Annotated in this window: 16 protein-coding genes; 10 read left to right on the plus strand and 6 right to left on the minus strand. The window is 39.8% G+C overall.

Features of this window, described 5'->3' with window-relative positions; all coding sequences use genetic code 11:
• Positions 1-12 precede the first annotated feature (12 nt).
• The 4 genes from prpB to udp all read right to left on the minus strand — a co-directional run bounded on the left by prpB (position 13) and on the right by udp (position 2,937).
• Positions 13-906 (minus strand): methylisocitrate lyase, encoded by an 894-nt coding sequence (gene prpB / locus O1D97_RS02335; RefSeq protein ID WP_269122476.1) that lies wholly within the window; start codon positions 904-906, stop codon positions 13-15.
• 202 nt (positions 907-1,108) lie between these two features.
• Complete coding sequence (locus tag O1D97_RS02340) at positions 1,109-1,246, minus strand: oxidoreductase-like domain-containing protein (protein ID WP_269122478.1); 138 nt, start codon at positions 1,244-1,246, stop codon at positions 1,109-1,111.
• A 98-nt stretch (positions 1,247-1,344) separates the two neighbouring features.
• A complete protein-coding gene (locus tag O1D97_RS02345; protein WP_269122480.1) occupies positions 1,345-2,058 on the minus strand; it encodes a YebC/PmpR family DNA-binding transcriptional regulator in 714 nt (237 codons plus the stop codon).
• A 108-nt stretch (positions 2,059-2,166) separates the two neighbouring features.
• Positions 2,167-2,937, minus strand: a complete 771-nt coding sequence (gene udp / locus O1D97_RS02350) for a uridine phosphorylase (RefSeq protein WP_269122482.1) — start codon at positions 2,935-2,937, stop codon at positions 2,167-2,169.
• A 297-nt stretch (positions 2,938-3,234) separates the two neighbouring features.
• On the opposite strand from udp, the gene O1D97_RS02355 reads away from it, so the two are divergent.
• The 8 genes from O1D97_RS02355 (at position 3,235) to O1D97_RS02390 (ending at position 15,341) form a co-directional block, all read left to right on the plus strand.
• Positions 3,235-6,075 carry an FAD-binding and (Fe-S)-binding domain-containing protein gene (locus O1D97_RS02355; RefSeq protein ID WP_269122484.1) on the plus strand — a complete coding sequence of 947 codons (2,841 nt, stop codon included), beginning with the start codon at positions 3,235-3,237 and terminating at the stop codon, positions 6,073-6,075.
• A gap of 241 nt (positions 6,076-6,316) precedes the next feature.
• Positions 6,317-7,735: an ATP-binding protein gene (locus tag O1D97_RS02360; protein WP_269122485.1), complete on the plus strand. Its 1,419-nt coding sequence runs from the start codon at positions 6,317-6,319 to the stop codon at positions 7,733-7,735.
• Between the two features lie 10 nt (positions 7,736-7,745).
• Complete coding sequence (locus O1D97_RS02365) at positions 7,746-8,423, plus strand: response regulator (RefSeq protein WP_269122487.1); 678 nt, start codon at positions 7,746-7,748, stop codon at positions 8,421-8,423.
• A gap of 11 nt (positions 8,424-8,434) precedes the next feature.
• Positions 8,435-9,385, plus strand: coding sequence for an AEC family transporter (locus tag O1D97_RS02370; RefSeq protein ID WP_269122489.1), 951 nt, complete (start codon positions 8,435-8,437; stop codon positions 9,383-9,385).
• 57 nt (positions 9,386-9,442) lie between these two features.
• On the plus strand, positions 9,443-11,524 hold the full coding sequence (locus O1D97_RS02375; RefSeq protein ID WP_269122492.1) for an ATP-binding protein: 2,082 nt from the start codon (positions 9,443-9,445) through the stop codon (positions 11,522-11,524).
• A complete protein-coding gene (locus tag O1D97_RS02380) occupies positions 11,525-12,910 on the plus strand; it encodes a sigma-54-dependent transcriptional regulator (protein WP_269122494.1) in 1,386 nt (461 codons plus the stop codon). It abuts the gene before it with no gap.
• Between the two features lie 34 nt (positions 12,911-12,944).
• A complete protein-coding gene (locus O1D97_RS02385; RefSeq protein ID WP_269122496.1) occupies positions 12,945-13,259 on the plus strand; it encodes a DUF3301 domain-containing protein in 315 nt (104 codons plus the stop codon).
• 195 nt (positions 13,260-13,454) lie between these two features.
• Positions 13,455-15,341, plus strand: coding sequence for a methyl-accepting chemotaxis protein (locus O1D97_RS02390; protein WP_269122498.1), 1,887 nt, complete (start codon positions 13,455-13,457; stop codon positions 15,339-15,341).
• 92 nt (positions 15,342-15,433) lie between these two features.
• Here O1D97_RS02390 and gltX read toward each other — a convergent pair whose 3' ends face one another.
• A complete protein-coding gene (gltX, locus tag O1D97_RS02395; RefSeq protein WP_269122500.1) occupies positions 15,434-16,915 on the minus strand; it encodes a glutamate--tRNA ligase in 1,482 nt (493 codons plus the stop codon).
• A gap of 86 nt (positions 16,916-17,001) precedes the next feature.
• Complete coding sequence (xni, locus tag O1D97_RS02400) at positions 17,002-17,853, minus strand: flap endonuclease Xni (protein WP_269122502.1); 852 nt, start codon at positions 17,851-17,853, stop codon at positions 17,002-17,004.
• Between xni and O1D97_RS02405 the strand changes: the two genes are divergently transcribed.
• Positions 17,852-19,156, plus strand: coding sequence for a hypothetical protein (locus O1D97_RS02405; protein ID WP_269122504.1), 1,305 nt, complete (start codon positions 17,852-17,854; stop codon positions 19,154-19,156). The genes xni and O1D97_RS02405 overlap by 2 nt on opposite strands.
• Before the next feature lie 143 nt (positions 19,157-19,299).
• Positions 19,300-20,604 carry a TolC family outer membrane protein gene (locus O1D97_RS02410; RefSeq protein WP_269122506.1) on the plus strand — a complete coding sequence of 435 codons (1,305 nt, stop codon included), beginning with the start codon at positions 19,300-19,302 and terminating at the stop codon, positions 20,602-20,604.
• Positions 20,605-20,649: the final 45 nt, after the last annotated feature.

Here is a 20,649-nt window from a genome sequence, read left to right on the forward strand (position 1 = left end):
TCCGAATTCGGTTTACTTGTTTTTACCTTGAGCAAACAGTTCGTCTAGTTTTTGCTCAAAGTCGTGGTAATTCAAGAAATCATACAAATCCATACGAGTTTGCATGGTGTCGACAACCGCTTTCTGGTCACCATCTTGTAAGATGTGTTCAAAGACATTTAATGCCGCTTGGTTTGCTGCACGGAAAGCCGAAAGTGGGTAAAGCACCATACTGGCACCGTGAGCGGCCAATTCTTCTTTATTAAATAAAGGCGTTGCCCCGAACTCAGTGATATTGGCCAATAAATGACGACCACCAATACCTTTTGAAAATGCTTGGTAATCATCTAGTGTGTGAACCGCCTCCGCAAAAATACCGTCCGCACCAGCTTCTAAGCACGCTTGAGCCCGCTCAACGGCAGCTTCAAGTCCATCTTGTTGAAATGCATCGGTACGCGCAATAATAAAGAAATCGTCATCGGTACGAGCATCAACCGCGGCTTTCACGCGATCAACCATTTCTTCCAAAGAAACAATCTCTTTATTCGGGCGATGTCCACAGCGTTTTTGAGCGATTTGATCTTCAATGTGAACGGCCGCCGCACCTGCTTTGGTCATATCTTTCACGGTTTTGGCAATATTGAATGCACCGCCCCAACCGGTATCAATATCAACCAACAAAGGCGTATCAACAGCGGCCGTGATACGACGCACATCTTCCAGTACATCATTAAGGGAGGTCATTCCAAGATCAGGCAAACCATAAGAAGCATTCGCTACACCGCCACCGGATAAATAAATGGCTTTATGACCTACTTTTGTCGCCATCATCGCGTGATAGGCATTAATAGTTCCAACAATTTGTAGCGGATTAGAGTCTTCTAATGCTTTACGAAATCGAGCGCCTGCGGAAAGTGTATTCGCCATGGTTATCCCCTTAAAGTAGTTGTTTTTCATTGATCCGATGAAGAGCGTTATGCATGAATCAATAACAATATTGTCAACAATAAATGAATTTAAAAGAAATTAAAAGTCAATATTCTCACATATTGTCGACAATATTTATTTTCAAACCACATAAATCAAATATAAAAACCGCTAAATGACTCATGTTTTTATCTGCTAGCAGCTAGTTTTCATCGCTTTCTTTTTTCTTCTGCTCTTCCTTCCATTCTCTTAATTCTTCATAGTATGTGTCCCAAACACAGGGCTCACAGGCACTTTCACAGCATTCGCCGTCTGCTGGAGGTAATGGTTTTTCACTCATAGTAGGTTCCTCTTGCTTATCCTAAATTGTAGACAATAAAAAAGGGAATCGCTGAATAACAATTCCCTTTCTCTAACTAACATTGTATTAATTTATAATTAGTATTCAGCGTTGTGATATACGTTTTGCACATCATCTAGATCATTCAGTAGATCTAAGAAACGTTCAAACTGCTCAACTGTCTCACCTTCAATTTCTATGGTGTTCTGAGGCACAAATTGAATTTCATCAACGTCTAACTCGATACCATCAAACGACTCCATCAAAGCACTTTTGGCTTTTCCGTAATCTGTATGGGGAGCGAACACAGTGATTTTACCGTCTTCATTTTCAATATCCGTGACATCAACATCGGCTTCCATTAGCGCTTCTAATACGGCTTCTTCATCACCAGAAAAAGAGAAAATCGCACTGTGGTCAAACATATGACTCACACTGCCTTGAGTGCCAATTTTCGCCTTAACCTTGTTAAAACAAGTGCGAACATCCCCAAAGGTACGATTTGGATTATCAGACAAGCAATCCACAATCACCATGGTACTTCCAGGACCGTAACCTTCGTAACGCGCAGTATCAAAGTCTTCACCTCCGCCGCCTTTCGCTTTATCAAGTGCTTTGTCTATAACATGCGTTGGTACTTGATCTTTTTTGGCACGATCAATCATTGATCGTAGTGCTAAGTTACCATTAGGATCAACACCACCAGACTTAGCACAAACGTATATTTCACGACCGTATTTACTGTACACTTTCGCTTTTTGATCAGACGTTTTTGCCATCGACTCTTTGCGGTTTTGGAAGGCTCTGCCCATTTGGTTTTTCCTATTAAGTTGTATCGAAAGTTCGATTTTATCGCGAAGTATCCTTCTAGGGAACCACCCAAACCAAAACAATCTAAAAGCGTAGGCCCTCTCTCCCTTTTAAAAAGACTCACTTAACAGGTTTCGGGCCGCCGCAACCACAATCGCAACCGCATCACTTTCTGTTTGCTTCATCAATTCTTCATTCGGGATTTCTTGCTGGGTTCTATTCACTATTACCCCAGCGACACAGCCTGCTCGCCAACCATTCGCGGCGCACATGGTGAATAAAGTAGCGGATTCCATTTCGTAATTTAACACGCCTAGCGCTTGCCATTCTTTTAACGAACCAACAAAACGAGCCGCAACATGACCATTAGCCGTATCATATCTTTCTTGGCCTGGGTAAAAAGTATCTGAAGATGCGGTAATACCGATATGAGTTTTTGATCCCATTTCACGACTTGCGTTTACTAAAGCCGTCACACAATCAAAGTTAGCGACCGCTGGAAATTCCATTGGAGCAAAGTGCGAGCTCGCCCCGTCTAGTCGAACAGAACCCTGAGTCACTATCACATCACCTACATCAACATTCGGTTGGATTGCTCCCGTGGTACCAATTCTTAAAAACGTATTTACACCAAGTTGCGCCAACTCCTCTATCGCAATGGACGTAGACGGACCACCGATACCAGTAGAACAAACCACAACAGGCCTATCATCAAGATAAGCAAGATAACTCGTAAATTCTCTATGACTAGCCAATTTCTTAGCACCACTCATTAGACCTGCGATTCTAGATACGCGTTCAGGGTCGCCAGGAACGATGGCGAGAGTTGCCCCTTCTAGCATGGAACGATTTAATCCTAAGTGAAAAACGGTATTTTGCATGGAAATGCCCCTTATATTATTTTCAGTTTCAACAAAACACATAAAACAAAAATTCAAATTGATGTGAGTCATCCGAATGGACTCTTCTACACATAGTATTTATCTAAACAAGAAAAGAAACAAAAATTTCATTAAAAAACAAAGGTTTTGATATGGTAATTTCAAAATAAAATGGTATTACCAATATTTAAAATTGAAAAACCGCCATTATCTTTAAATATATTGACTTATACAGGGATAGTTAATATGGTTTATTCATAAATAAAAACAATTGGTAATACCAATAAAGAGAGCACAATGAACTTCCAAAGCTTTTTCATAGACTTATCAAACGCCATTCCATCAGAGAGAATCATACAAGACAGTTTGCGAACATTGGCCTACGGGACAGACGCCAGCTTCTATCGGTTAACACCAAGAGCCGTTATACAAGTCAATAGCGAAGCCGAAATCATTCATGTTCTTAAAACCTCAAAAAAACACCAAATACCCGTTACCTTTCGGGCCGCAGGCACTAGCCTTTCAGGTCAGGCTATTACGGAGTTTATTTTAATCACACTAGGCGATAACTGGAAAGGACACACCATTCTCGACAACGGTCTTAAAATTTCATTACAACCGGGAGTTAGGGGTTCACAAGCAAATAAATATTTAGCGCCTTTTGGACGTAAAATAGGCCCAGATCCAGCGTCTATTAATGCGGCTAAAATCGGTGGTATCGCGGCCAACAATGCTTCTGGCATGTGCTGCGGGACAGCACAAAATACCTACTATACGATGGACAGCATGAAACTTATTCTGGCTGATGGCACACAGCTAGATACATCAGATGAACACTCTATTGCACAATTTCGCCAACAAAAGTCATCCCTACTAACTGCATTAAAGGACCTCTCAGATTGCGTTAATTCAGACCCTAAACTCGTCGAGAAAATCCGTTACAAATACAGACTTAAAAACACCACTGGATACGCTATAAATTCATTAACGGATTATCAAGATCCCATTGATATTTTACAGCACTTAATGATTGGCTCAGAAGGAACGCTTGGTTTTATTTCTGAAATTCGCTACAACACTGTGATTGATTCTCCTTTCAAAGCCTCCTCTTTGATGTTTTTTGAATCTATTGACCTTGCTTGCAAAGCCGTTAGCCTTCTTAAAAAATGCCCTGTAGAAGCAGTTGAACTCATGGACTGGGCGGCTATTTCTTCTGTTCGCCACCACGACACCATGTCACCGCTCATGCCCTCTCTTTCTAAAGGCTGTGCCGCACTTCTTATCGAAACCCGAGCAAAAGACAACAGCGAACTGGATAACCAAATACAAGAGATCACGGATACACTTTCAGCAAATCACGTTCACTCAAATATCGAAGCGCCTTTCCAAAAAGACCCTGCGATCACCAGCCAGTATTGGTCAATTAGAAAAGGGATTTTTCCAGCGGTTGGCGCAGTAAGAACCACAGGCAGCACAGTATTAATCGAAGATGTCGCCTACCCCGTTGATCGCCTTGCTGAAGCGGTTAAAGATTTACATCATTTATTCGAAAAGTGGAATTATCATAACGCGGTTATTTTTGGTCACGCCTTAGAAGGCAACCTGCACTTTGTTTTCCCTCAATCTTTTGACAGTCCTGAAGAACAGCAACGCTATGAGGGATTAATGGAGGATGTCACAGATCTAACGGTTACCCGTTATCAAGGTTCATTAAAAGCAGAACATGGTACTGGCCGTAACATGGCCCCTTTCGTCGAAAAAGAATGGGGAAGCAAAGCCTACCAAGTAATGGAGCAATTAAAAAAAATCATCGACCCAGATGGCCTACTAAACCCGGGAGTGATCTTAAACACTGACCCAAACATTCACCTGAAGAACATCAAACCATTACCAGCCTCCAATCAAATTATTGATTCTTGCATAGAATGCGGTTTTTGTGAGCCAAGCTGCCCTTCGAGAGATCTAACGCTGACACCAAGACAGCGAATTGTTGTGCAAAGGGAGATATCTCGCCTTAAAAATGATCAGCAGGATGAGGCCAGATTAAAAACACTGACGGCCGATTATCAATTCTATGGAGATGACACATGCGCAGGTTGTGGTCTATGCAGCACCTTATGCCCTGTGGGAATCAATACAGGCGATTTAACCAGACAACTACGACAAGAAAAAAATGCAGACAAAGACACAAAGGCTCTTTGGTTCGCAAACCATTTTTCCAAAACCACTAAAGGAGTTAAGTTAGGCTTGACGGTAGCCAATGCTGGACGACATATTTTTGGCAACCATTTAATGAAAACACTCACGAAAGCCACCAACACGCTATCAAAAGGCAGGGTAGGTGAATGGCGACCCAATTTACCGAAAGCAAATAATTGGACACCGGAGGCATCACACATATATTCAGACACTAAGAAGATCTCTAGCAACAGCAAAAAGGTCGTGTACTTTCCCTCCTGCGCCTCTCGAACTATGGGAGTAGGTCCAGATCAAGAGGATCAACGCCCACTTACAGAAGTTATTTTTAATCTATTAGAAAAAGCAGGATTTGACATCCTCTATCCAAAGAACCTTAGCAATTTATGTTGCGGCATGCCTTTTCAAAGCAAGGGGTTTCTAGACATTGCCAATGACAAGCGCAGTGAACTTATCAACGCCATCGAACAAGCCTCCAATCATGGCGAATACCCAGTGCTATTTGATACTAGCCCGTGTGCCGCAAGAGCTTTTGAACAACTACCAGACTCATTAACTTGTTACGACCCTATTGAGTTTGCTATTGAACACTTATTACCTAACCTCAGCATTCAAACGTCTGAAGAACAAATTAGCCTACATATAACCTGCAGCACAACAAAAAGCGGATTAGCCGAAAAAATGGCATTTCTTGCCAATCAACTTAGCACAAAGGTCTTTATTCCTGATGATATAGCGTGCTGCGGATTTGCCGGCGATAAAGGTTTTTTCACACCTGAGTTAAACCAATCAGCCCTACGCACGTTAAAGCCCCAGCTACCAAAAAACACGACATTAGGCGTATCTAGCAGCCGCACCTGTGAAATAGGATTAAGTGAACACGCAGGCATCCCATACCAATCTATCTATTATTTATTGGATAAAGTGAGCCGTAGAATCTAACCACGTCTTTAATGCCTTGCTAAACCTGTTGCTCTCACGAAACGTTTTAGGAAGGCATTTGAAATGTGAGCTATACTCTTTAAGTACTTGAACATAAGATACTTTAGTTTTGAATTCCTTATTTTTTACACAGCATGGTGCTAGTTCTAATTTCTTTAAAGGAATATCCTTGTTATATGAAGTGCGGCTGACTATTTTTAATAGGACCAAACATAAACAACCACAAGATTAAGCGAGCACAATGAGAAACCCTTTCCACTACTTTCAAATAAGACACAAACTCTTTGCTATTTTTGTCTTAAGTAATGTGCTTGTAATTGTCTCTATGTGGCAAGTTTTTCAATGGAGCTTTGATAGAGGCTTTGTTAGCTATACGGCTGAGCGAGATACCGAGTTTGTAGAACAAATGTCCACTCGTAGCGCCAACCTTTATCTTTACTATAATAATTGGGACTTTTTAATTGATGAGAGCCGCCAAGAAGTCTTATGGAAAAAGACGCAATTACAAAATATGCGAGATCTGATTCCGCCACCAGAAACCCCAAACTTGGATTTGATCTATCCATCTAAATATTATCGCATCCGCTTTCTTCTCTTTGATGAAAATCAAAAAACCATCATTGGTCATGGGCAATTTAAAAAAGTAAAAACCGAACCAGTCATAGTGCACGATAAAATTGTTGGTTATGTCGGTTTAAAGTCGGTTCGTGAACTGGTGCAAGATCAAACACTGCGCTTTGTAAGGCAGCAGGGTGAAGCCTTTTTGCTTATCTCTGCATTTATGCTCACCATCGCAGCCTTGCTTACATGGCCGTTAGCTCAATGGCTTAGCACACCGATTTGCTCTATGAGACGAGCCACAAGAAAGCTTTCAGCCGGTGAATTTGATACACGATTAAAAGTAAAGGGGCATGACGAGATATCGGATCTAGGTCGAGATTTAAACAACCTCGCGAAAACCCTAGACAAAACTCGCCAGGCACGTAAACGCTGGGTGGCCGATACGGCTCATGAGCTCAGAACACCTGTTGCCATTTTGCGAGGTGAAATAGAAGCGATTCAAGATGGCATTATTAAGGTCACTCCTGATTCCCTTAACTCGTTATTACAGGAAACCATTCATATTGGTCGTATGATTGATGACCTTAACCAATTATCAATGCACGATATGGGCAGTTTAAATTACCATATGGAACCAGCTAATATTGATGAAGTTCTTAAAGATACAGTTCAATCAATGACAAGAACCTTTAATGATGCGAATATTACACTAGAATTAGAAATTGATAAAAAAGCCAAATATGAACTTATGGCTGATACCGACAGATTGTTCCAACTTTTTTCTAACTTAATGAACAACTCATTGAAGTACACTGATGCACCAGGATCGCTTAACATTAGTATCAGCAAAACATCAGATGTCATTGTCATACGTTTCGAAGATTCCTCCCCAGGAGTCAGCGAGGAAGATAAAGACCGTATTTTTGAACAGTTTTACCGTGTCGAAAATTCTCGTAACCGCGCAACAGGTGGACGCGGTTTAGGGTTAGCGATATGTAACCAAATTATTGAAGGCCATAATGGTAGTATGAGTGCATATCACTCACCTCAAGGTGGCCTAGGTATTAAAATCAATCTACCGTTAAATCAACAGGATTAGATAAATTATTATGAGCACAATTTTAATTGTTGAAGATGAAATCAAATTAGCTGAACTAGTTGGCGCCTACCTAGATCAATCTGGTTATGAGCACCATCACCTAGACCGTGGTGACATTGTCGTTGACTATGTTAAGAACTCACATGTTGATTTAATCCTATTAGATTTAATGTTACCAGGGCTCGATGGCATTGAAATTTGCAAACAAATACGTCAATTTAGCTCTGTTCCTATCATAATGGTAACCGCAAAAGCAGAAGAAATTGATCGCTTAATTGGGTTGGAAATGGGGGCAGATGATTATATTTGCAAACCTTTCAGCCCTCGTGAAGTGGTTGCCCGCGTTAAATCGAATCTACGCCGTGTTTCCCTTGATAAGATCGAAGAGCCAAAAACAGATGGCTTCGAACTGGACGTTGATCGCATTCGAGCCACTTATAAAGGTGAACTTATTGATCTCACAACCGTTGAATTCCAATTACTACAATTGTTAATCAAAGAGCCTGGACGTGTATTTGGCCGTGAAGTGATTATGAAAAGCATCTACACAGACAGCCGTGTTGTAAGTGATAGAACAATAGACAGCCACATCAAAAAGCTGCGTAAAAAGATCTCAGCGATCGCTCCTGAACTTAATGTTATCCATTCCGTATACGGTGCTGGTTATAGATTTGAAAATAACGATTAGAGATTGCTCTATTGAATAATTTTTTTGAGGTTCTACAGTTTTCTTTCTCTGTAACAATGCCAATATTTCTGATATTGGCATTAGGGGTTTTGCTTTATAGAATTAAGCTGATTAATGATAATTTTGTCGATGTAGGCTCAAAACTTGTTTTCAACGTCACATTACCTGCATTGCTTTTTCTCAGTATCACTAAAACCCCACTCTCAGAAAACACTGACTTTTCTCTCGTCATATATGGCGTTATTGCGGTCTTTGTAATTTACCTCTTTTTCGAGTTTTTTTCGGCTCACTACATCAAAGAGAAAATCGATAGAGGCGTCGTTATCCAAGGGGCGTTTCGCTCCAATATGGGCATTATAGGTCTAGCCTACTGTGTTAATGCGTATGGAGATGACGTTTATGCGGTAGCACCCGTTTATCTTGGAGGAGTAACCATCCTTTTTAATATTCTGTCTGTTATCACTCTTAACAAAGCCGTGAATAAAGATACAAACCTTAAAAGCACCATAATAAAAGTACTAAAGAACCCTCTTATTATCTCCATTTTATCCGCAGTATTAGTCTCTTATTCAGGCCTTAAAATGCCTGACATTCTCTTAAAAACAGGCAACTACTTCGCCCAAATGACTCTCTCTTTAGCGTTACTATGTATTGGCGCTTCACTTAGTTTTAAGACAATGAAAAGCGACTTTTCAAATGCGCTGCTAGCCTCTTTCGGCAAGCTCATTTTTATTCCAGTCATAACCACATTTGGCGGCTATTTACTGGGTTACCGTGGAATGGAGTTAGGTGTTTTAATGCTCATGTCATCAGCCCCTTCCGCTTCCGCCTGCTATGTTATGGTTAGATCCATTGGAGGAAACGATAAACTTGCCGCCAATATCATTGTGATCACTACTCTTGCTTCTATTTTTACAACCAGCTTTGGTATTACACTTTTAAGCTCTTTTAACTTAATGTAGAAATACACTGAAATCGACTTAATAAACTCTCACCAGCAAAGACTTGATACTGACACTATGGGCATTCCTTATAAAAAGAATAAAACGCTTTTTTTTATTATTAGCCTTATTGCTTTATATATTGTATTTTGGGGCGTTCAGGCGATTTCCTTACAAGCATTATTGATTAATAAGCATCGCGCAGGCGAAGATCAGCTGCTCACTTATGTAGCCGATCTTCGAAGAGAGTTAAAAGATTATCGCTTCTTACCTTATACTCTTACGGAAAACCCAAGCATCAGACGCTTTCTTAGTGATCCTGACGCCTCTAACAATACCCTTTTACGGACGTCCATAGAAAGGCAACTAGAAGACCTAAACAAAGCGTCCCAAACACAGGCTTGGTTTGTATTGGACAATGAAGGTCAAGTGCTTCTCTCTAGCACTCAATCGGAAGCGGATAATTTAAGTCATTATTTTGAGCCTCACCACCTTAAAATTGAATTAGAAAGCCAAAAAGGAGAATCTATTCTTCTTTCTGGATACAATAAAACCAATCAACAAATCACTCACCTTGTTCTTGCTCCCATTTATCAAAACAACATCATTACTGGCTCAATTGGCGTTAGAGTTAACCTAAATAGATTGATAGAAAGCTGGACTGTTGTTGGCGATCTCATAGCCATTACCGGTCAGAATCATCAAGTTTTTTTAGCCAATAATTCAAAAAATATCTTTGATCTTGAATGGGACAAAAAACTTTCTTCTATTCGGTTTGTCGATCAAACAAAATCCAAACTTTATGAAAGCAATGATGAGAAATTTCTCTTACAAAATGTATTACTGGATGATCTTGCTTGGACCTTACACTTTTTAACACCGTTACAACAAATTGTCAGAGCGGCTAATTTTATTGCTTTTGGCGGCGTTATTCTGATTTCGCTCATCCTTACCTTCTTACTTTACAGGCGAGAACGATCTTTAAAAATAGCCTCTGCCGTTGAAAACCAACGACTCGTATCAAAAAACACCCAATTACAAAGGGCGCTTATTGAAAATACCCATGTCGGTTTAATCCAATTAACTCATCAAGGCGTAATTTCTTTTATTAACCCAACGGGACACCGATACTTTCAAAAAGACCATGACCTTATTGGAACCTCTTTACGAAATCTTTTATCAATAGAAGATTGCGACCCAAAACTTATCTTACAACTGGATACCCTTTTTCAAAGTGCCAGTGATGATAAGTTTATTGAACAAGAAGTAGTTTTCAAAAAATCACTTGATCAAACCTTTCCAGCACTATTATCCGTGTCTCCTATAGAATGGTCGGACTCTCAAGGCTATCTAGTAACAGTCATCAATATCAGTAAGCGAAAACAAGCAGAACAAGCACTCACGAAAATAAACCAACAACTTGAAGTACGTGTCTCAGAAAGGACAGAAGCCTTAAAACAAACCCAAAAAGAATTGTTAAGAAGTGAAAAGTTGGCCGCAATCGGTCAAATGTCTACCGCCATCGCACATGAACTCAACCAGCCATTAACAGGCATTAGAACCTTGGTATACAGTGCAGAACTGCTTCTACAAAGAAACAATATAGAAGAAACGCAAGCAACGTTAGTCAAGCTTGAGCAACTCGTCAGTAGAATGCATAGCTTAACAAGCGAGTTAAAAGTACTGGCCTATCGAAGACCGGAGAATCTGACCAAAACAAATTGTGAAGAATGCTTTACGAATGCCTTAGTCAGCCTTGGGGATCAAACTAGTCCTCTAAGAATTATAAAAGAATTTCAACATACGTTCGTTTATGCAGAGCCAACTAGACTCGAGAGGATTTTCTCTAACCTCATAAAAAATACCCTGGAAGCCTGTGAAGAAAACGCTATCGCACCTGAAATACTCATCAAAACCAAACTGGATACCGCCTCTAAGAACCTCATCATAGAGCTCAGCGATAACGGACCAGGCACGAGCAAAGACACACTCCCTCACTTACTGGAGCCTTTTTATACCAGTAAGCCTGTTGGCAAAGGACTTGGCCTTGGCTTAGCCATTAGTGCAAGTTTAGCAAACGACATGAAAGGTCAACTTATTGTGGGACACTCACAACAGGGCGGACTGACTTTCACCTTGACTTTACAAAGAGCGGAATAGATGCAGAATCAAAAAAATTCACCTAACATCAAAATCTGGCTAATAGATGACGATGAGTTAGTCAGGTCAACAACCGCCCAATGGCTGAGTTTGTCTGATCACGAAGTAATTGAATTTACCAACCCATTAGAGTTACTAGACAAATTCAATGAAAATGAAAACTGTGTCATTATCAGTGACATTCGCATGGCTCCCATTGACGGTTTAACACTACTCGCAAAATTAATAGAAAAAGACCCCCATGTCCCTGTCATTCTGATAACAGGCCATGGAGACATAGATATGGCGGTTAGTTCACTAAGAGACGGTGCGTTTGATTTTCTAGAAAAACCCTTTGACCCTAAAAGGCTTTCCGTTACGGTTGAAAAGGCTATAAAAAAACGTCAACTTTGGTTAGATCAGCATTATCAAAACCGCTATCTTGATGAGTTAGAAGGTTTAGAAGAACTCATTATTGGTCAATGCTACCCGATCAAACAAGTAAGAGAGCAAGTAAACACTTTTGCAAAAATGGATACGAATGTCATCGTTTATGGTGATACTGGCTGTGGTAAGGAACTGGTCGCTCAAGCACTACACCAAACTAGCCATCGTTCAGGGCACCCTTTTGTAGCGATTAATTGCGCCGCTATTCCAGCTGAGCTGTTTGAAAGCGAACTCTTTGGTCATGAAGCAGGCTCATTTACTGGTGCCAATAAAAAACGCATTGGCAAGATTGAGAACGCCAGTAACGGCACTCTTTTCCTTGATGAAATTGAAAGCATGCCAATTGCAATGCAAATTAAACTATTAAGGGTACTTCAAGAGAATATTCTGGAGCGAGTTGGTAGCAACCAGCCTATTCATGTTGATTTACGTGTTATTGCCGCCGCCAAGACAGACTTACAACGATTAGACGGTTTCCGACAGGATCTTTTCTTTCGTTTAAATGTCTCTCAAATACATTTACCCACACTGCGGCAACGAGGAGACGACATTCCTCTACTTTTCAAACACTTTTGCCGCCAATTTTCCGACGAAAAGAAGGTTCCATTAAAAAAACTTAGTCCTATAGACCATGAAACACTAATGATTTATAGCTGGCCTGGTAACATCAGGGAGATGCGAAATATTGCGTTACGCTATGTACTAGAGCCAAATACGACCATTGCTAAAATTTTAAACGGCTACCACACCCAAGAACCCAACTATCAATATAGCCCACTGCCATTAAGCGTAAAAGTCCAAGATTACGAACGTAGCCTCATCGACTCTAGCCTAGAGCGTTGCAAAGGTAATATTCAAGAGGCACTCGAAATACTTCAACTCCCAAGAAGAACCTTAAATCAAAAGATGCAAAAATACGGCTTAAATCGTAGTGACTACCTAGATTCACAAGACGGATAATGTTCCCAAACACCACTTAACATTCGAGAAAAAAATGCACATAGAATTAATTGATATTGTAATTTTTGTTATTTTGGGGTCAATAGCCTATTTCTGGTGGAACTCTAACTCAATTAGAGAGCTGGCTTTCTCACATGTAAAAGCCCACTGTAAAAAACATGAAGTGCAACTTCTGGATCAATCAGTCGCATTACATAAATGGAAAGTAACTTGGTCTACGGGCCAACTGAAAGTGCTTAGAGAATACCAATTTGAGTTTACGTCAACCGGAGAGGCTCGTTACAAAGGTGAAGCGGTTTTAATAGGGAATACATTGATGAAAATAGAACTTTCTGCTTATCACATATAGAAAAAAAGCCTACTTATAGGGAGTTTACAATTGATTACTATTTTATTTCAAATATTTACACTTCTTTAAATAAAAAAGTGCGCCCTTAATATGATTTTTAACAAATAAAGTAATTGATAATTTAATTTTGTATTAGTATTTCCCTTACACATCAACTATATTTGTACAATAATGAAAATAATTAAAGGATGTATCATGCTGTCAAACCTTAGTTTCAGGTCAAAACTAATCGCCCTTCTTGCTTCTGCGATAGTTGGATTTGTGATTGTGACCATCGTAGCGTTAAATGGATTGAATTCTCAGGAGAGCTCTGCCGTAAAACTACAAAGTCTAACTGCGGTTGAAAAGAATCTAGACAGTCTTGCGATTATGATGATGGAAAAATATGAAACGCTTAAGTCCGTCGATAACAGTAATTACCAAGAATTCATTAATGACCTGGAAACCAACACGCAAAACTTTGCCAGTACTCTTGATAATGACATAAAAACCCTTGAAACCAAGACGGGTAAAGATTTACTTCGCAATACTAAAAACCAGTTAGATCAATACTCTATTGCCTTAATTGATCTTGTTCAGCAACGTCATATTATTGGTTTTGATATCAATTCAGGATTGATGGGATCAATAGAAACCTTAGGGGCTACGGTATTCGAACAGGTGTCATTTCTAAGTTTGATTAAACAAGAGTTTTTACCCGTTCGAGAAGCTGAAAAAAACTACCTGTTTGATCCTAATGACGAAAACTCAGAAACTTTTCAAACTAAATACGATAAATTCTTTAAACGTGTACAAAACTTTGGTTTAGAAGAAAGGTTTGGAGAGGTAATTAACCAGTACTATGATGCTGTTCAAGCTTTCTCATCTCAAGAGAAAAAGGTCAAAAGTTCAACAGCAGAATTTAACACCCAGCGCACGCTATTTTCCGCTTCACGTTTAGAAACGGGGAATTACATTAAAAAAGTCGTAACTGAAGCCCAAAACACAGCAAAATCCATGTCGAATCAAGCCAGCTTCACATTGATTAGCGTCAGCATTATTGTTGCTCTTATTGCCGCGATAATGATGGCTGGTATTGGTAAAAGCGTTAATAACACCCTGAATCAAATCATCAAAGATTTGGCGAAAGTTAAAGGAGGGGATTTAACCGCTCGCCTTTCTGTCAATGCTAAACGCAATGATGAATTTGACGCTTTGTGTGGCTCTGTTAATGAAATGACAACAGGCCTGGGATCGGTAGTAAGTGATGTTATTTCTACTACAAAAGAAGTAAACACCATGGTGAGCAACCTAAACACTTCAGTAAATAGCATTGCCGAAAGTAATAAATCCGTTAGCTTGCAAACCAACTCTCTGGCTGCTGCAACAGATGAAATTTCAATGACTATTTCTAGCATATCATCAACAACTGATGATTTAAGTAGACAGTCGCAAGAAACGTATGAGTCTGCTAAAACTGGGGCAGAAACGATTAAAGGTGCCCTATCAAACCTTGGCAAGACCGTCGAAGTAGTGACTAAAACCGGCATTCAATTGAATGAACTAGGCCAACTATCTAAAGACATCGATAATGTTATTGGCATGATCAACGACCTTGCAAACCAAACTAATCTCTTAGCTCTAAACGCGGCTATCGAAGCGGCAAGAGCTGGTGAAGCGGGTCGAGGTTTCTCTGTCGTTGCAGATGAAGTGCGCTCATTAGCCGAAAAAACGGTTGATGCTACATCTAAAATCACTGAAATCGTAAGTACAATTCAAGGCTCAACCAAAAACGCAATTGAAACCATGGAAAGCGGTCAAGAGAGCTTAAAAGCCATTGAAGAATACGGTGCAAAAGCAGAAACCGCCATGAAAGACATAGAAGAGAACGCTCAAACGAGCTCTATCTCTTCTGTCGACATGGCGAGGTCTATCCAAGAAGTGTCTAAGACTGCGGTTAGCATGAGCCAAGAAATGGATAGCATTGCACAGCAATTACAAGGTGATACTGAATCTATCAATAGCATTGCCGGCAATACAAATCACATTCACGATCTAGTAACCGATCTAGATAAGAAAACTCGTGTGTTTACAACCAATTAAACACATAGAATATGTATTTAATATAAACAGACCTAAAAAAGCCAGTATTTTGAATACTGGCTTTTTTTAGGGCATTTTAAAAGTCGCGCTTTTTATAGGTTCGAAAACTCTTTTTCCCAGCGTTTTGCTTCCTTCTTAGAAGGTCCACCTAATGCATTGACGGCCGTTCTTAGTCGAGCCCTTGATAAATCAGGGCCAAGTATAGCCATAGAGTCAAAAACAGATACCGATGCCGTAGAACCAGAAATAGCAACAAACAAAGGAGCAAAGAAATCTTTTGGCTTAACCTCTAACGCTTGAGCTAACTCTTTTAGGGCTGAGAATATTTCATCTTTTTCCCATGTACGTAATGCTTCAAGCTTCCATAGAGAGAACTGCATTGCTTTACGTAGAGTTTCTTCCTCCATCTTCATACTAGAAAAGTCTTCTTTAGTCACTGGTAGCAGACCTTTTAAGAAGAAACCAGCCACATCGGCAACATCTGAAAACTTTTCGACACGAGGAATGATCAAAGGCAAAATTTGCATCAAGTATTCAGGATTTAACGCCCAATCAACAAACTTAGACGCAAATTGATCGTGCGTTAAATTTTCACGAATCCAAGTACCATTTAGCCAGCTCAGTTTTTCTACATCAAAAACAGGACCACCTAAAGATACACGCTGTATATCAAAATTCTCAACCATTTCATCAAGAGTAAACTTCTCTCTCTCATCTGGCATAGACCAACCCATACGACCTAGATAATTGATTACTGCTTCAGGTAAATAGCCCATACGCTGATAATACAGAATACTGGTCGGATTTTTACGCTTCGATAATTTTGATTTGTCTGGGTTACGTAACAAAGGCATATGACACAGTGTTGGCATTTCCCAATCAAAATATTGATAAAGAAGAATGTGCTTAGGTGCAGAATTAATCCATTCTTCTCCACGAATAACGTGAGTAATCTTCATTAAATGATCGTCAACCACATTCGCAAGATGGTAAGTAGGCATGCCATCTGCTTTTAGCAGCACTTGCATATCTACCTGAGACCATTCGATCTCAATCTGTCCTCGCAGCATATCCTCTACAACACAAGTCCCTTCTTCAGGAATTTTCATCCTAATTACATAAGGCGTTCCTGCGTCAAGTTTCGCTTGTATTTCATCTTCGCTCAACAACAAGGCTCTACCATCGTACTTTTGCTGTTGCCCTTGTGCTTTTTGTTCCTCACGCATCAGATCTAATTCTTCAGACGTTTCGAATGCATAAAAAGCATGACCTTTTTCAACTAACTCTTTTGCATAGTCAGCATAAATATCACCGCGCTCACTTTGACGATAAGGACCATAAGGGCCTCCAACATCAGGACCTTCAGCCCAATCTAAACCTAACCAGCGCATCGCATCCAAAATCATTTTTTCTGATTCTGGCGTACTACGAGTTTGATCCGTATCTTCGATACGAAGAATGAACTTACCGCCCATCTTTTGAGCAAAAGCCATATTAAACAGTGCTATATAGGCGGTTCCAACATGAGGATCACCTGTTGGTGAAGGCGCTATGCGAGTTCTTACTTCAGACATGAGTTCTCTCTTTTATCCTGTTTCAAATTTGGAAGCATTATAATCTTGTTTACAATAGAAAAGTACGCCAACGCATGATTTCTTTTCTATTCTCGTCCTACACATGGATACACAAGTTGAGATAGTCGCACTCCAACTTCAATATCGGTTTTTAACGTTACGAGCCGGCGACTTAATAAGCATTGCTCATAATGACCAGACAGTTTTTGTTGCTGTTTGTCGGTAAAACGAGAAAGGTCATTATAAATTGATTCGATGTTTGTGGCTTTTTGCATAATGGCTAAAGCCGTTTTAGGGCCAATCCCCATCACCCCAGGAATACGATTGGTTGTGTCTCCAACTAAAGCCCAATAGTCCCCTAGCTGATCACATAAAACCCCATACTTTTCTTCCGCCCAAATACGGTCATAGCCTATTTTCGAAAAACAGTCGTATTGTAGAATATTTTCATCTGATAAGAGCTGAGAAAAACCTTTATCCGTTGATATAATGTAAGACTTAATGCTGTTCTCCGCCGCCTTGACAGCAAGAGTGGCAATAATGTCATCTGCTTCTAGACCCGTTAACCGTATAGAAACAATCCCATTAAAGCGAAACAATTCGGCAAATTTAGGCAAGGCATCCAGCAGTACATCATCCATAGGGACTCTGCCAAGTTTATATTCAGGAAACACTTCATGGCGCCATGTTTTTCCACTTGAGTCAAAGACGACAATGGCGTGACTAGGTAAAAATTGCTTTGTAAGTCTAGCAAGTGCATCGATTGAAGCACTTTGAGTACGCTCAATACGCCTCTTTATGTCCTGTTCACTTTCTAGTGCAGCATAAAGACGCCTAATAAGATTCAGCCCATCGATAAGAAGTATTTTTTTTGCACAAATTACCTTATTTATTTTTCCATAATGAGTGATAACCTTAATAATATAAAAGAGTAACATGAAATTTGTTACTCTTTACCTGCTCATTAATTTAGAAGGATTAAAAATGACCCATATTAATCAATACTCGTATGCAGCTGCAATCTCATTTTCTTTACTGGCATCTAACTACGGATATTCTACTGAAGCGAATATTAATGCGGTCATAGGCCTTGGTTCTAGCCAAATTGTAGAACAAAACTTACAAAGTGCCGAACCACAGCTACCCATTACCAGTGGCAGCCTACTCCCTCTTGATAGCATGTTTACTGGGATATCAACGGCCTTAGATAACCATTTAACCCAATGGATAAAACACTTAAATCAAGAAGTGAAAGTCGAACATAAATCGAGAGACTTAAGCTTTCAGGGACAATTAACTCAAGTCACTCAGGCTACATTTGCCTTAATAATCAATAAAAAGTCAGTATTGTTGCCAATATCCGACTTTTACTTAATACCAAGTAATAGCCCATCCCAATTGAACCACACGGAAAAAAATACCTATACCGGCAATATCACCTATCAGACGCCTTCATTGTCTTGGCAACCAAAACTCAGCATTCTTTTCCAAGAAGATTTCGTTAAGCTCATCGAGAATGCACTAATATCAAATTTATCAAACAAAAATTTAACCCTACAAGACCCCATTTTGCATTTATCGCAAACACCCTCGTCTAATGTCAGATTCAAAAGTGAAAGAGCATTCGCGGTCGCTGACATGGCATCACCATCCGTCAATTATGCGAACGATGAAATTATCATTCCTTTGAATAACAGAAAGCTAGACATTGAACCATTAACCGAATATTTGATACCGATTCAACAACAAAAACTGAAGATTTTAAAACGGACCATTAAATCAACCGTCTCAACCCACCCTCAATTTTTAGGGGAACAGACATTAGGTTTCCAACAGGCCTATGAAGTGAAATTAGACAAAGAAACCCTGCCAGGGAATTACCAAACTTATTGGCAGCAACAAGATTTATACTTGCCAAGTAACAATATTTTTTTAGAGCAAACCCGGTTAGATCAAATACTAGAGCTAACACCTAATCAAAGCCATGACCTAGAAGGAAAATTAACCTTAGTTAATGCCTCCGGTAGAAGCCTACCTCTTTCTCAAACATGGGAGCTAGAGATAAAAAACCTATCAGTTCAAAAGCAAAACTATAACATCTCTCACAACATGAATGGCATTATAACTAATACCTCTGGCGCCATGTCAGAACCAAATGGAATCCATTCACGACGCTTCATCGGAAGCTTACCTCCGAAACAAACAAAAACACTACGCTACACCGTAACATTGACACAATAATAGGGCATTCCTATAAACAACGAATGGCAGACATTTAGTCAATATGGCTGCCATTCATGTAAGATATACCAATAAGATAGCTGTGCAATGATATCTTCTAAGGTAATATTATTATTTTTCATACTTAAAGGCATAACATATTCATGAAAAAACATATTCTAGCGACGTTTATTGCGGCGGCCAGTATTAGTAACCTATACGCTGAATCATTATTTGAAGTGTACAAGCTGGCGCAAGAACACGATCCAAGCTTACGAGCAGCGGCAGCCACTTACGACGCTCAAAAAGAAGAAGTCACCATTACAAAAGGCAATTTATACCCAAGCATTACCTTTAATGGAAACCTTGGATATACAAATAGTGACAGCAGATCATACGATGGTTCTACCCTATCGAATGCCCTATCACTAAATATGAACTACCCCATTTATTCCCCTGCGTTAGGTTATGCGGTTGATGCTGTTGAAATCAATTTCGATAGCGCGGCCATTAATTATGAAAACGCCAAGGAAAATTTAGCTCTAATTTCATTGACCGAGTATTTTGACTTACTAACAGCACAAGCAACGCTGAAAAATACAGAAGCTCAAGTATTAAGTAACGCCAGTCAACTGGATAGAGTTAAAAAACAATTTGATGTGGGCTTAGTCTCAATCACCGACTTGCAAGATGCTCAAGCCGCCTATGATGCCGTAAAAGTAAACTCTTTATCCGCTTATTCAAGCGTTTTAAAAGCTCAACAAGCTTTATTTCAAAGAACCGGTAAACAGATTACTTCAATCCCTGAACTATCAAAGGGCTATAAAATCCAACTTGATAATGACTTAACTGTTGAGCAATTAATTAAACAGGCAAAAGTACAAAACACGGACATTAAAACGCTTGATTTGGCCGTTCAAGCAGCTGAAAAGAATATTCAAATTGAAAAATCCAATGGTCGATCACCTACCGTCGTTCTTACCGGTGCATTAAGTCAATCTGATGCGGATTCATCCCCAAATAAAAGCTCTGATGGTAATTCAACTGATGCCTCTATTGGTATCGGAGTCAGTGTTCCACTCTACAAGGGTGGTGCGATAAATGCGTCTGTTAGGAAAGCGTCTTCAACCGCTGAAGCCGTTAGAGAAAACCGCGCTGCAGCAATACAAACGCTAGAACTTAACTTACGCAGCCTATATCTTGACCTTGAAACGTCCGTGGCTCAAATAGAAGCACAATCGCAACTGGTAAAATCAAGAACAAGTGCCTTAGAAGCGACTCAAGCAGGCTATGACGCAGGGATTCGTAATCTTGTTGAGTTATTAACAGCGCAATCAAACCTTTATGACGCTCAGAATACTTATCAGCAGCTTCGCTATGGTTTTGTCGTTCAAAAGTTAAATCTATTAGAACTTACAGGTAATTTATCTGAAGATGAAATTCGTAAGTTAGGAGCTTGGTTGAAGTAACTACTAAGCTATAATAAAAAGCCTCACCATAAAGATATGATGAGG

The sequence above is a fragment of the Marinomonas phaeophyticola genome, from assembly GCF_026966905.1.
Classification (GTDB): Bacteria; Pseudomonadota; Gammaproteobacteria; order Pseudomonadales; family Marinomonadaceae; genus Marinomonas; species Marinomonas phaeophyticola.